The 12,673-nt window shown below is 72.7% G+C and carries 11 protein-coding genes and 2 pseudogenes; 5 read left to right on the forward strand and 8 right to left on the reverse strand.

Annotation, left to right across the window (positions count from 1 at the left end; all coding sequences use genetic code 11):
- The 8 genes and pseudogenes from ACFPZ3_RS49730 to ACFPZ3_RS49765 all read right to left on the reverse strand — a co-directional run.
- Window positions 1-412 (reverse strand): ATP-binding cassette domain-containing protein (locus ACFPZ3_RS49730; RefSeq protein WP_379521442.1); only part of this gene is annotated, 412 nt, incomplete at its 3' end.
- Window positions 406-1,377, reverse strand: a complete 972-nt coding sequence (locus ACFPZ3_RS49735; protein ID WP_379521443.1) for a sugar ABC transporter substrate-binding protein — start codon at window positions 1,375-1,377, stop codon at window positions 406-408. The genes ACFPZ3_RS49735 and ACFPZ3_RS49730, both read right to left, overlap by 7 nt.
- Before the next feature lie 38 nt (window positions 1,378-1,415).
- On the reverse strand, window positions 1,416-2,390 hold the full coding sequence (locus ACFPZ3_RS49740; RefSeq protein WP_379521444.1) for an alpha-ketoacid dehydrogenase subunit beta: 975 nt from the start codon (window positions 2,388-2,390) through the stop codon (window positions 1,416-1,418).
- Window positions 2,383-3,330, reverse strand: coding sequence for a thiamine pyrophosphate-dependent dehydrogenase E1 component subunit alpha (locus tag ACFPZ3_RS49745; protein WP_379521445.1), 948 nt, complete (start codon window positions 3,328-3,330; stop codon window positions 2,383-2,385). Before ACFPZ3_RS49745 ends, ACFPZ3_RS49740 begins: the two co-directional genes overlap by 8 nt.
- The gene (locus tag ACFPZ3_RS49750) at window positions 3,323-4,708 is read right to left on the reverse strand and encodes a class-II fumarase/aspartase family protein (RefSeq protein ID WP_379521446.1); all 1,386 of its coding nucleotides are present in this window, start codon (window positions 4,706-4,708) and stop codon (window positions 3,323-3,325) included. Before ACFPZ3_RS49750 ends, ACFPZ3_RS49745 begins: the two co-directional genes overlap by 8 nt.
- 2 nt (window positions 4,709-4,710) lie before the next feature.
- A complete protein-coding gene (locus tag ACFPZ3_RS49755) occupies window positions 4,711-5,469 on the reverse strand; it encodes an SDR family NAD(P)-dependent oxidoreductase (RefSeq protein ID WP_379521447.1) in 759 nt (252 codons plus the stop codon).
- 87 nt (window positions 5,470-5,556) lie between these two features.
- Window positions 5,557-6,756, reverse strand: a complete 1,200-nt coding sequence (locus ACFPZ3_RS49760) for an aldehyde ferredoxin oxidoreductase C-terminal domain-containing protein (RefSeq protein WP_379521452.1) — start codon at window positions 6,754-6,756, stop codon at window positions 5,557-5,559.
- Window positions 6,757-6,825: 69 nt separating this feature from the next.
- Window positions 6,826-7,455: pseudogene (locus ACFPZ3_RS49765) on the reverse strand (aldehyde ferredoxin oxidoreductase N-terminal domain-containing protein); the annotation flags it as partial.
- Between the two features lie 68 nt (window positions 7,456-7,523).
- Between ACFPZ3_RS49765 and ACFPZ3_RS49770 the strand changes: the two are divergent.
- The 5 genes and pseudogenes from ACFPZ3_RS49770 to ACFPZ3_RS49790 all read left to right on the forward strand — a co-directional run bounded on the left by ACFPZ3_RS49770 (window position 7,524) and on the right by ACFPZ3_RS49790 (window position 12,598).
- Window positions 7,524-7,727: a hypothetical protein gene (locus tag ACFPZ3_RS49770; RefSeq protein WP_379521448.1), complete on the forward strand. Its 204-nt coding sequence runs from the start codon at window positions 7,524-7,526 to the stop codon at window positions 7,725-7,727.
- A gap of 521 nt (window positions 7,728-8,248) precedes the next feature.
- Complete coding sequence (locus tag ACFPZ3_RS49775; protein ID WP_379521449.1) at window positions 8,249-9,424, forward strand: ROK family transcriptional regulator; 1,176 nt, start codon at window positions 8,249-8,251, stop codon at window positions 9,422-9,424.
- Window positions 9,425-9,554: 130 nt separating this feature from the next.
- Complete coding sequence (locus ACFPZ3_RS49780; protein ID WP_379521450.1) at window positions 9,555-10,685, forward strand: sugar phosphate isomerase/epimerase family protein; 1,131 nt, start codon at window positions 9,555-9,557, stop codon at window positions 10,683-10,685.
- Window positions 10,686-10,944: 259 nt separating this feature from the next.
- A pseudogene (locus tag ACFPZ3_RS49785) lies at window positions 10,945-11,100 on the forward strand (PQQ-dependent sugar dehydrogenase); the annotation flags it as partial.
- A gap of 1 nt (window position 11,101) precedes the next feature.
- Complete coding sequence (locus ACFPZ3_RS49790; RefSeq protein ID WP_379521451.1) at window positions 11,102-12,598, forward strand: OmpL47-type beta-barrel domain-containing protein; 1,497 nt, start codon at window positions 11,102-11,104, stop codon at window positions 12,596-12,598.
- Window positions 12,599-12,673 lie beyond the last annotated feature (75 nt).

Consider the following 12,673-nt stretch of genomic DNA (forward strand, 5'->3'; position numbering starts at 1 on the left):
CCTCCGCGTCCGGGTCGATCGCGTAGCCGACGCGCTCCAGCAGCCGGGCGAACTCCGCGCGGCGGGAGCGGGGCAGCCGCCAGGGGCCGCCGGCGCCGAGGAAGACGTTCTCCAGCACGGTCAGCGTGCCCGCGAGCGGCACGTGCTGCATGATGGTCGCCACGCCCGCGTTCCTGGCGGCGCCGGGGGTGCGCCAGACGACCTCCTCGCCCTTCCAGCGCACGACGCCCGAGGTCGGCGCGTGGGCGCCGGCGATGATCTTGATCATCGTGGACTTGCCCGCGCCGTTCGCGCCGACCAGGCCGTGCACGCTGCCGGGGTGGACGGTCAGGCGGGCGTCGCCGAGCGCGACGGTGCCGTTGGGGAACTCCTTGCCGAGGCCCTCCAGGGCCAGCAGGGGTGTCTCTACCATTGCGGCGTGCAATCGGCGAGGTTGTCCTTGGTGATCGCCGGAGTGTCGTACGTGACGAAAGCCGCGTCCTGCTTCTTCTGCCCGGTCAGGTGCTGGTAGAGGGTGTCCAGGGCGAGCTTGCCCAGGTCCTCCGGCTTGTAGCAGACGGTGCCTGCGATGGCTCCCGACCTGACCGCGTCGATCCCGAGCTTGCTGCCGCCGATCCCGACGATCTTGGCCTTGGAGCCGGCCGCGGAGACCGCCTTGGCGCAGCCCACCGCCATGTCGTCGGACTGGGCGTAGAACAGCTGGGTATCGGGGCTGGACGAGAGCATGTTCTGGCAGGCCGACTGGGCCTTGTCCTGCACCCAGTCGCCGGGCTGGCGGGCCACGACCTCATACGTCGCGCCCTTGGCCGCGGCCGACTTCGGGAAGTCCTGGTAGCGGTTGACCACCTCGGCGAAGCCGGCCTGGCCCTCCACGATCGCCAGTTTGCCGCCGCCCGGCACGACGTCGGCCGCGATCTCGCCGGCCTTGCCGCCGGCCGCGTACTCGTCCTGGGTGACCAGCGCCACCAGGCCCGGGTAGACGTCCTTGAGCTTGCGCTTGTTCGGGTCGCCGACCTGCGAGGCCACCGCCACCGTGGGGACGTTCGAGGCCTTGAGCCGGTCGGCCAGGCCCTGCGCCACGCCGGAGTCGACGGGCAGCATGAGCACGCCGTCGGGCTGCTGGGCGATGAGGTCCTGGATGTCGTTGCTCTGCTTGTCCGCCTTGCCCTGGGCGTCCAGCTCGACGATCTTCACGCCGAGCTTGCCGGCCTCCTCCTTGATGCCCTTGCCGATGGCGGCCGGGAAGGGGAAGCTCAGGCCCAGGTTGGAGACGCCGATGACGTACTCCTTCTTGCCGCCGCTCTCCGCGGTGGTGGATCCGCCGCAGGCCGTCGCGCCCATGATCAGCGCGGTGGTGACGAGCAATGCCTTCTTCATGGTTCTCCTGCAGGAGTCAATCGTTTGACTAATGGGTGTCAGCCCTTGACCAGGGCACGTACATCCCCCGTGATGCGCGCGGCGTCCGGCACCAGGGCCTCCGCCAGCACCGGCGCGGCCGGCATCCGCACGTCCGGCGTGCCGATCCGGATCGGCGGCGCGAGCAGGGGCGCTCCCGCCCCCGCCACGCGGGCGACGACCTCGGCGCCGAAGCCGCCGGTGACGTTCGCCTCGTGGACGACCGCGAGCCTGCCCGTGCGGCGCACGCTCTCCAGCACCGCCTCGGTGTCGAACGGGTTCAGCCACGGCGTCTCCAGCACCTCGGCCTCGATCCCGTCCCCGGCCAGCGCCCCCGCCGACTCCAGCACCCGGTGCGTCATCGCGCCCCAGGTGACGATCGTGACGTCGGAGCCCTGACGGCGGGTACGCGCCCCGCCCATCGGCCGCACCGGGCCGCCGGTCTCGACGGGCTCCTTCCTGCCGAAGTAGAGCGAGCGGTTCTCGATCACCAGCACCGGGTCGTCGCAGTGCACGGCCGTCACCAGCAGGTCGTAGGCGTCCTGCGGCGTGCTCGGCATGCACACCCGCAGCCCCGGCACGTGCAGGAACAGCGCCTCCAGGCACTGCGAGTGCTGCGCGCACGCGCCCGGCGCGTTGCCCTGCTGTGTACGGATCGTCAGCGGGGCCTGGAGCCGCCCGCCCGACACGTACCGCACGTTGGCCGCCTGGTTGACGATCTGGTCCAGCGCGACCAGCGAGAAGTCGGCCCACATGATCTCCACGATCGGGCGGCGGCCGAACATCGCCGCCCCCACAGCGCTGCCGAGAATGGCCGACTCGCTGATCGGGGTGTCGAACGCCCGCTCCCCGTACTGCTTGCGCAGCCCGCGCGTCACCCCGAACACGCCGCCGGGAACGCCCACGTCCTCGCCGTAGACCAGCGTCTCCGGCAACTCCTCCATCAGGCGGTGCAGGGCCGCGTTCACGGCCTCGCCATAGGTCAGCTCACGCATACAGGTGCTCCCTCGCTGTGGCGGGGTCGGCCAGGGGCGCGGCCTGCGCGGCCGCGGCGGCCGCCGCCGTCTCCTCCCGTGCCTGGCGCTCCACCGCGTCGATCCGCTCCGCGGGCACGCCGTCGGCCAGCAGGCCCTCGCGCAGGCGGGCGATCGGCTCCCTGCGCCTGATCCGGTCCAGCTCGCCGGGCCGCCGGTAGGCCTCGGCGTCGCCGATGTAGTGGCCGACCAGGCGTTCCGTCATGCACTCCAGCAGCGTCGGCCCGCCGCCCTCGCGGGCGACCTCCAGCGCGTCGCGCATGTGGAAACGCACGGCCTCGGCGTCGTTGCCGTCGATGCGGTGCCCCGGCATGCCGTACGCGGCGGCGCGGTCGGCCAGGCGCGGGTTGCCCACCATGTCGGCGATCGGCGTCAGCTCCGAGTAACGGTTGTTCTCACAGACGAACACCACGGGCAGAGCGAACGCGGAAGCGAAGTTCATCGCCTCGTGCACCGCGCCCTGGTTCATCGCGCCGTCGCCGAACACGCTCACCGCGACCCGGTCCGAGCCGTCGTGCCGGCCCGCCAGCGCCGCGCCGCACGCGATCGGCGCGCCGCCGCCGACGATCGAGTTCTCGCCGTGGAAGCCGTGGTCGGCGGCGGTGAAGTACGCCGAGCCGCCCCGCCCGCCGTTGACGCCGCTCGCCCGGCCCATCAGCTCCGCGAACATCGCCTCCGCCGGAACCCCCCTGGCCAGCGCCCAGCCGTGACCCCGGTAGGTCGCGAACAACGCGTCCTGCGGCTCCAGCTCGTCACACGCGCCGACCGGGACGGCCTCCTGCCCGATGCACAGATGCACCGAGCCGACGATCGGGCCCTCGGCCCGCAGGTCGCGCACCTTCTCCTCGAACGCGCGGATCCGCCACATGGCCAGCAGGTCCGCCAGCCGTCTCTCACTCATGCTCACTCCTCCTGTGCTGATTCCCCCCGTGTTGATTCCTCCCGTGCTGATTCCTCCACGCGTCCAGCGCCGCGGCGCAGATCGCCCCGGCGTCGCCGATGTAGGACTCGGGCGGGATGGGCAGCTCGCCCAGGCTCTCCAGGTCGTCGGGACCCGCCACGTCACGCAGCGCGTCCGCCAGCTCCCGCCCGTGCTCGCGCGCCTCGTGCGCGGCCTTGTAGACCAGGTCGTGCGCGCGCTCCCGGCCCAGCGCCGGGGCCAGGCGCATCATGTACGCCTCCGCCATGATCAGGCCGCCCTCGGCGCCCAGGTTGGCCCGCATGACCTCCGGGTAGACCCGCAGCCCCGCCGTGACGTCGGCGGCCGTGGCCAGCGCGCCCGAGGCCAGCTCGGCCAGCAGCGGCACCACGTACCACTCGATCTGCCACTCGCCGGCCGCCCGCTCGTGCCCGGCCTCCATCGCGCGGAACAGGCCCGAGCTGAGCGCGCCCGCCGTGCCGGACATGCCGATCACGGCCTCGCAGCCGATCGGGTTGGCCTTCTGCGGCATCGTGGAGGAGGCGCCGCGGTGGTGGCCGCCCGCCTCGCGCACCTCGCCCACCTCGGTCCTGGACAGGTCCACGACCTCGCGGGCGAAGCGGGCCGCGGTCGCCGCCAGTGACGCGCACGTCACGCCGAACTCCGCCACCCCGTCCCTGGCCACGTGCCACGGGACCTCCGTCGTGCGCAGGCCGAGCCGTCCCGCCAGGCCCGCGCGCACCAGCGCGGAGCGCTCGCCCATCGCGGCCGAGGTGCCGCCCGCGCCGAACAACGACACGACCCGCACCTGACGCGCGGCGTCGGCCACCCGCTCGCGCTGCCGGGTCACCTCCGCCAGCAGCACCGCCATCTTCGCCCCGAACGTCGTGGGCACGGCCTGCTGGGCGTGCGTGCGGGCGGCGATGACCGTGCCCGCGTGCCCGGACACCAGCCGCGCGACCCCGTCGCCGAACGCGCCGAGCAGCGCCGCCAGGTGATCGAGCGCCTCGCCCATCTGCAGGGCGAGGCCGGTGTCCATGATGTCCTGCGTGGTCGCGCCGTAGTGCACGCGGCCGTTCGGGCCCTCGGGCAGGGCGGCCGAGATCATCCGTACCAGGGGGAGGATCGGGTAGCCCACGTTCACCGCCTCCTCCCACAGGCGGCGCAGGTCGATGTTCCCTGGCACGCACGCGGCGGCGATGGCCGCCGCGTCGTCGTGCCCGATCACGCCCGCCTCGGCCTGGGCCTCGGCCAGGGCGGCCTCGGTACGCAGCCAGGCCAGCACGGTGCGCTCGGCGGAGAAGATCTCGGCCATCCCGGCGTCGCCGAACAACTCGGGCAGCAGCTTGAACGTCTGCAAGGTCAGTTCATCTCCAGTCCGCCGTCGACGTTCAGCGCCTGGCCGGTGACGAACGAGGCCAGGTCGCTGGCCAGGAACAACACCGCCGAGGCGACCTCCTCGGGACGTCCTGGCCGCTTCAGCGGCGAGCGCTCGCTGACCTCCCGCAGGTGGGCGGCGCCCGCCTTGGGGCCGAAGCGCCGGTCGCGGTCGCTGATGATCTCGTCCCACATGGGGGTCAGGAAGACGCCGGGGCAGACCGCGTTCACCCGCACCGGGGCCAGCGCCTCGGCCGCCGACTTCGTCAGCGACAGCAGCGCCGTCTTGGTGGCCGAGTAGTGCGCGGCGTTCGGCCTTCCCGACCGGGCCGCCACCGAGGCCAGCGTCACGATCGAGCCGCCGCCCCGCTCCGCCATCCGCCGGCCGGCGGCCTGGGTGATCCAGAACGTGGCGTTCAGGTTGACGTCCACGATCCGCAGCCACTCCTCAGGCTCGACGTCGAGCAGGGGCGTGGTGCGCATGATCCCGGCGCAGTTCACCAGGACGTCGATCCGGTCGAGCCCGTCCACCAGGGCCCCGGCCTGGGCCCGGTCGGTGAGGTCGGCCGCCCGCGCCGTGACGCCCAGTTCGGCCGCCGCCCCGGTCAGGCGCGGGCCCTCCAGGTCGGAGAGCACGACGTCCGCTCCCGCGTCGGCCAGGGCGCGGGCGCAGGCGAAGCCGAGCCCTCCCGCCCCGCCCGTGACGAGCGCGGTGCGACCCGTCAGGTCGATCGTGACAGCCATCCCCGATGGTCTCCCTCTGTCGTTCAAACGATTGACCAGAACATAACAGGCGATTCACAAATCGAACAAGAGGGAGGTCAATCGTTTTTATTCGGAAGTTTCCCCGCCCTTAACGGGGACGGCCTTCCAGCCCAGCTCGTCGTAGAAGGCGGCACGGGCGCGCGCGAACGCCGCCCGGTCCAGGACCGCGCCCCGGTGCGGGCCCGCCGTGATCGGCTCGTCGTGCAGGCGGGCGGGCAACTCCTCGTCCGGGAGCGCCGCGCCGGCGGCCTCGCGCAGGGCGTACGCGCGCAGTCCGTCGAGGCGGTCCTGGCCCGCCGCCAGCAGGTCCTCCAGCGTGAACCGCTCCCCGAGCACGGCCGTGACCAGGGCGGTCAGGTGGTCGAGGGTCAGCGGCCTGGTGGGGGAGGAGGCGAAGACACACAGGTTGAGCGCGTCGAGGCCGCTCCACAACCGCAACAACCGGGCGCTGCGCCGGCCCCGCTCCTCATCCAGCTCGCCCGCCGGGGCCGGGGCCGCGCCGATCCTGGCCGCCTCGGGGAAGCTGTAGGCCAGGCCCGCGACCGGGTCGAAGTCGAGGTCGTGCTCCAGGGCGTCGTAGCGCGGGCCGCCGGGGGCCAGCGCGTACCCGAGGCCGATGCCGGGCTGCGGGCGCGGGTCGAAGCACGGCAACTCGGCGCCCTTCACCGTCATCGCGTACCTCTCCGCCCCGATGCGCCGCGCCGCCCTGGCCGACCCCTCGGCGAGCAGATCGCCCAGCTCCCCGGACCGCGCGGCCACGTCATCGACCAGCCCGGCCAGCGCCGCCGCGTCGCCGAAGGCCGGTCCGCCCGGCAGCAGGCCGCGCTCGGCGCACTCCATGGCGAACGCGATCGTCCCGCCGAGGGAGACGGGATCGAGGCCCAGGTCGTTGCAGCGGGCGTTGGCGGCGAGCACGGTGTCGAGGTCGTCGATGCCGAGGTTCCACCCCAGCGACAGGAACGCCTCCTGCCCCAGCCCGCCCGTCCGCCGCTCGCCGCTTTCCGAGGGCGGGGCGTACACCTTGAGACAGTCGTTCGGGCAGCCAGGGCAGGCGCCGGCGGTCGCCACCGCGCGGCCGTCGTAGTCGCGAGCGGACGGAACGCGGAGGCCAGGGGAGCCGGGCACCGAGAAGTTGCGGACCGACGCGTAACCTGGATCGAGGGGATCGTCGGCCCAGCCCGCGAACCCCGGAAGCCCGGCCTGGAGCGCGGCCAGGGGATTCGTGGTCAGCGAGTCCCGGTAGTAGTCGGCCAACTCGGCGACCACCGCCGGGTCCGCGACGCCTTTAATTGTCGCCGGGTCCGCGACGTCCACGGGCGTGTCGCCGACGCACACGATTGCCTTGAGGTTCTTGGCGCCGAAGACCGCGCCCAGACCGTACCGGCCGGCGGCGTAGGCGTAGTCGGTCACCACGCTCGCGTACCGCACGAGGTTCTCCCCGGCCGGCCCGATCGCCGCCACGTGAGCCGCCTCGCCGTGCCGGGCCCGCAGCGCGCCGGTCGTCGCGGCGACACCGAGCCCGCGCAGCTCGGAGCAGTCGTGCAAGCTCACCTCACCACCCGAGACCAGCAGGTAGGAAAGCCGCCCGGCCCGCCCCGTCACAGCCAGCGCCTTGGCCCCCGCCCCCCGCATCCCCGCCGCGAACGGCCCCAGCGCGTGGGACTCCCCGGCCACCCCCGTCAGCGGCGACTTGGCCAGGAACACCGCCTTGGCCAGGCCGGGCGCCGCCGTCCCGCCCAGCATCCCGGCCGCCACGTACAGCAGCGCCCCCGGATCGTACGGATCCAGCCCCGCCACCGTCCGCTCCGCCATCAACCGCAACCCGAGAATGGACCCGCCGAAGTGTCCTTTCTCAGAAGACCGGTATTCCTTCACCACGTTCCCGCTGGTCAAGTCCACAATGAACGGCATGACAAAGCCTCCTAGAGCCGGAGAGGGGACCAGGAGCGGCACAACATCACACATCACCGGGCGGACGCAACTCTCCGGGCATTTCCCGCGACCGAAGGCCACCCCTGCGGTACTTTCGTGCCATGCGCCCGGAGGACCGCCTCAGCACCGATGAGATCACGCCGATGCCTGACGCCGGCGACGTCCTGCGCGGCAGGTACACGCTGGTGAGCCAGCTCGGCAAGGGCGGCATGGGCACGGTCTGGGCCGGGCGGGACGAAGAGCTGGGCCGCGAGGTGGCGATCAAGCTGCTCAACGCCGAGGCCGCCTGGCCGGTGGCCGCGTAGTAGGCGAGCGAGCTCAGCGCGAACACGTCGCTCGCCGGGGTCGCCGGCTGGCCGTGGACCTGCTCGGGGGAGGCGTACTGGGGCGAGCCGACGCGTACGCCGCTGAGCGTGAGGCTGGTGGCGTCGGTCAGGCCCGCGACCACCGGCACGGGCAGCGGCCCCGCCATGCGCGGGTCGTCCCGCGCAGGGGCTCGAACACCTGGCCAGCCACGAACCACCTCGTTCACGGGCCGTCGAATTGGCAGCAACTATAACGATCGCCGCATGTGGACGTCAGGACATGAAACAACTGGCTCTCATGCCCGCTCGGAATCAAGGCGTGGCCGATCCGGCCCGGGTGGCATTTCCCTGGCCCGCGCCTCGGCGCGACGTCGGGTGTGGACCGGGCCGAATCCTCAGGGGTCAGGGTTGGGGGTACGGCGGGCAATGGCATATGTCCCGCATATTTCCGGACGATAGATCCCACTTTTATTTTCTGTCAACATAAGTCAGACGATTTTCGAATTAAGGATGGGCGTGCGATGCCGAGCGGATCCAACGGCCAGGGCTCCGGGGCGGGAGCGCTGCTGGCGATTCTCAGGGACGGGCGGGCCAGGACCCGCGGCGAGCTGGCCCGGCTGACCGGGTTGTCCAGATCCACCGTCTCCCAGCGGCTGGAGGAGCTGATGGGGCAGCGCTGGGTCGTGGCCACCGACGGCTCCGTCTCCTCCGGGGGCCGGCCCGCCGCGGTGTTCGCGTTCAACAGCGGCGCGCGGGTCGTGCTGGCCGCCGACCTGGGCGCCACCCACGCCCGCCTGGCCGTCCTCGACCTCGGCCTGACCGTCCTGGCCGAGCGGGCCGCCGAACTGCCCGTCGAACGCGGGCCCGAGAGCACGCTGGTCCGGGTGGCGGAGGTCTTCGGGGAGTTGCTGGAAGCGACCGGCCACGAGGCCGCGCAGGTGTGCGGGGTGGGGATCGGGCTGCCAGGACCGGTCGAGCACCGCTCGGGACGGCCGGTGAACCCGCCGATCATGCCCGGCTGGGACGGCTTCGCCGTGCCCGAGTGGTTCGGGGCGCGGCTGGAGGTCCCCGTGCTGGTGGACAACGACGTGAACGTCATGGCGCTGGGCGAGCACTGGGCCGCCCGCCCGGCCGTGGACCACCTGATCTTCATCAAGATGGGCACCGGCATCGGCTGCGGCATCATCTCCGGCGGCCGGTTGCACCGCGGCGCGCAGGGCGCGGCCGGGGACGTCGGCCACATCCGGGTGCCCGCGTCGGAGGCGCCGTGCCGGTGCGGCAACGCCGGCTGCCTGGAGGCGGTCGCCGGCGGCGCGTCCATGGCGGCCACGCTGCGCGGCGCCGGGGTCGAAGCGCGCGGCAGCAGGGACGTGGTCTCGCTGATGCGCGCGGGCGACCTGCGGGCCACCCGGCTGGTCAGGCAGGCCGGGCGCGAGGTCGGCGCGGTGATGGCCTCGATCGTGAACTTCTTCAACCCCTCCGTCATCGTGCTCGGCGGGGACGTCGCCGACGCGGGCGAGCAGGTGCTGGCGGGCGTCCGGGAGACGATCTACAGCCGTTCGCTGCCGCTGGCCACGCAGCACCTCGGCATCAGGGCCAGCGAACTGGGCGACCGCGCGGGGGTCGTCGGCGCGGCCGTCATGGTGGTCGAGCACGTGCTCGCGCCGGACGAGATCGACCGGGTCGTGCACCATTGACCGGTTCACGATGCCGTAGTAACAATGGTGATCGTCTCGAACTCCAGGGCGGTGGCATGCCCGGGAGGACGGGCACAGATCCGCCGCGACGTGGTCGGCGCACGCGTCCCTCAAGGAAGGGAAGCCCCGCGTGAGCCGTCATCATGCCCCAGAAGAGCACTTATCCGACGAACGTGCCGAGACGCTCCGCCGCCGGTTGGGCCTGAGCCGCCGCCGGCTTCTCGCCGTCGCCACCGGCCTGGCCGCCGCGATCCCGCTGGCCCGGCCCGCACCCGCCGGGGCCACCTCGCGCGAGGTGCTCATCCCGCCGGGCAAACGCGGCATCATCCTGTACACCGTGCGCGACGCCATCTCGCGCGACCCGCTGTCCACCACCGTGCCGTCCGGCTTCCGCCGCGTGCTGGAGGCGCTGTCGGCCATCGGGTACCGGCAGGTCGAGTTCGCCGGCTACCGCCAGCACGCCAACGCCGAGGGCGGGGCCGACCTGGAGACCGTCGATGGGGCCCGGCTGCTGCGGCGCTGGCTGGATGACAACGGGCTGCGCGCCGAGGGCAACCACGGGTTCATCCCCGGCTCGTGGCCGCTGACCGCCGCCGACCTCGACCGGTTCAAGCGGGCGCTGGAGATCGCGAACATCCTCGGCCTGGGCCACATGGGCACCGGCTCCGACCCGACCGGCAGCGCGTACAAGGCGGACTGGGACGTGGCGGCGGAGAAGTGGAACGAGCTCGGCTCGATCGCCTGCCAGGCCGGGATCAAGCTGTACACGCACAACCACGACGCCGCCTACGCCTTCCTGCTCGACAGCGGGCCGCTCGACGAGCAGGGGCGGCCGACGCGCTCGTCGGGGATCCGCAAGCTGGAGTACTTCTTCAGGATCAGCAACCCCCGGCGGGTGCACTTCGAGATGGACATCTTCTGGGCGCACGTCGCGCGGTTCAAGCACACCGCCTACACGGCGCCCGACGGCTCGGCGCGCACCGACGTGTTCGACCCGCTCGCCACCGTCCAGGCCCAGGAGAAGCGCTTCCCGCTCTTCCACGCCAAGGACGGCGACGCCAACCCGGCCGTGCCGAACGGCTACGACATGGTGCCGTTCGGCACCGGCGACATCGACTACCGCCGCTTCTTCTCCCGGCTGCGCGCCAAGGGCTACCACAACCCGATGTACGAGCAGGACAACGCGCCCGGCGCCGATCCGGCCCAGTCACTGGCCTACGCCGAGCTCAGCTACCGGAACATGGCCACCCTGCGCGGCTGACGAACCCGGACCGCCACGACAACCCCGCCGTTGCCGCGGCGGGCGTGGCGGCCCGGGTTTCGACACTCCTCGCCCTAGGAGCAGCATCGCCATGAAGCCTACCTTCGCGGTGCTCGGCGGCCTCGTGCTGACCGTCGCCGGCCTCGCCTTACCCGCCCAGGCGCACGACCCGGCCACCACGTGGTCGAGCTACGAGAAGATCACACTGACCAAGAACGTGGGCGAGCCGATCGACCTGGCCGTCCTGCCGGACCGGCGCGTGCTGCACACCGCCCGCAACGGCGACATCCGCCTGACCGACCCCGCCACCGGCGTCACGAAGATCGTCAACACCGTCCCGGTCTACAACAACTCCGAGGACGGGCTGCAGACGATCGCGCTCGACCCCGCCTTCGACGACAACCACTGGGTGTACCGTGGGCAACACCGCGCCCGTGGTGAGCATCCAGGCGCCGCCCGACGGCGGGTTCTTCGACTGGGGGAACGCGCTGCCGTACCGGATCGGGGTGTCCGACGCCGAGGACGGCGACACGCCGGTGTGCTCGCGGGTGCAGTGGACGTTCGGGCTGGGCCACGACACGCACGCCCACCCGGAGACCACCGGCACGGGCTGCTCCGGCGCCTGGCCGACACCCGCCAGCGCGCCCGAGCACGGCGAGACGGAGAACATCTACGGCGTGGTCGTGGTGAGCTACCGCGACAACGGCGCCGGCGCCATCCCCGGCGCGCTCGGGGAGGCCACCCGCGTTCTCAACCCGAAGCTCACGCAGGCCGAGCACGCCGACACGGCCAGCGGCGTCGTCGAGACCCCGGACGACACCGCCTCGGCCAAGGCCAAGCTCACCTCGTTCGACCCCGGCGACTGGATCGCCTACGACCCCGTGCACTTCGCCGGCATCACCGGCGTCGTGACCAGGGCCGCCGGCGCCGGCACCCTCGCCCTGAGGTGGAACTCGCCGGCCGCCGAGCCGTTCGCCACCGTGCCCGTGCCCGCGGGTGACGGCTGGCAGACGATCACCACGGCCCTGCAAGGGCTCCCCGAGGGCACCGGCCGCCTGTACGTCACCTCCTCGGGCGGCGTGGACCTGGACGCCTTCACCTTCCAGGGCGGCGGCGTGGCCGACACGACCCCGCCCGCCGTCACCGCCACGCTCGCCCCCGCCCAGCCCGGCGGCTCCAACGGCTGGTACACCGGCGACGTCACTCTCACCGTCACCGCCACCGACAACGGCGCCCTCGCCGGCCGTCAGTACTCGCTGGACGGCGGCACCACCTGGGCGAACGCCAACAACCCGGTCACGCTGAGCGCCGAGGGCGCCAAGGAGGTCCGCTACCGGGCCACCGGCAGCGGCGGCAACGTCTCACCGCCCGGCACCCTCACCGTCAAGATCGACAAGACCGACCCGGTGGTGTCGGTGACCGGCGTGGCCCCCGGGCCGCACGGCGACTCGGCGGCGCTCACCCCCGTCGTGTCCGCGACCGACGCGGCTTCCGGCGTGGCCAAGGTCACGGCGGATCTCGACGGCACGCCGGTCGCGTCCGGGAAGCCGGTGCCCCTGTGGCGGCTGCCGCTCGGTGAGCACCGGCTCACGGGCACCGCGACCGACCGCGCGGGCAGGAGCGCGACCACGGTCGTGACGTTCGGGACGACGACGTCCTATGCCGACGTGCGGGCGCTGATCTCGCGGTTCAGGCAGGCGGCGGCGGTGAGCGGGAAGGTGGCGTCCGAGCTGGGCGAGCAGCTCGCGCAGGCCGAACGGCACGAGCGCAAGGGCAAACGGGTCCAGGCGGTCGCGGCGCTGGAGCGGTTCGTCAAGGTCGCCGAGAAACGCGGCAACGTACGGGACCCGGCGGCACGAGCCGCCCTGGTACGCGACGCCGAGGCCCTGATCGAACGCCTGCGCTCCCCGTAGGCCACCACGATGGCCCGCCCGGCCCGGCGTCCCGATCACCCGGGATCGTCTGCCCGGCGTCCCGTTCAGGCGGGA

The sequence above is a fragment of the Nonomuraea insulae genome (assembly GCF_042656245.1).

Excerpts from the sequence above, each read along its gene's own strand:
- ACFPZ3_RS49735 (WP_379521443.1), bottom strand. The coding sequence starts at position 1,377 with ATGAAGAAGGCATTGCTCGTCACCACCGCGCTGATCATGGGCGCGACG.
- ACFPZ3_RS49740 (WP_379521444.1), bottom strand. The coding sequence starts at position 2,390 with ATGCGTGAGCTGACCTATGGCGAGGCCGTGAACGCGGCCCTGCACCGC.
- ACFPZ3_RS49745 (WP_379521445.1), bottom strand. The coding sequence starts at position 3,330 with ATGAGTGAGAGACGGCTGGCGGACCTGCTGGCCATGTGGCGGATCCGC.
- ACFPZ3_RS49755 (WP_379521447.1), bottom strand. The coding sequence starts at position 5,469 with ATGGCTGTCACGATCGACCTGACGGGTCGCACCGCGCTCGTCACGGGC.
- ACFPZ3_RS49770 (WP_379521448.1), top strand. The coding sequence starts at position 7,524 with ATGCGCCCGGAGGACCGCCTCAGCACCGATGAGATCACGCCGATGCCT.
- ACFPZ3_RS49775 (WP_379521449.1), top strand. The coding sequence starts at position 8,249 with ATGCCGAGCGGATCCAACGGCCAGGGCTCCGGGGCGGGAGCGCTGCTG.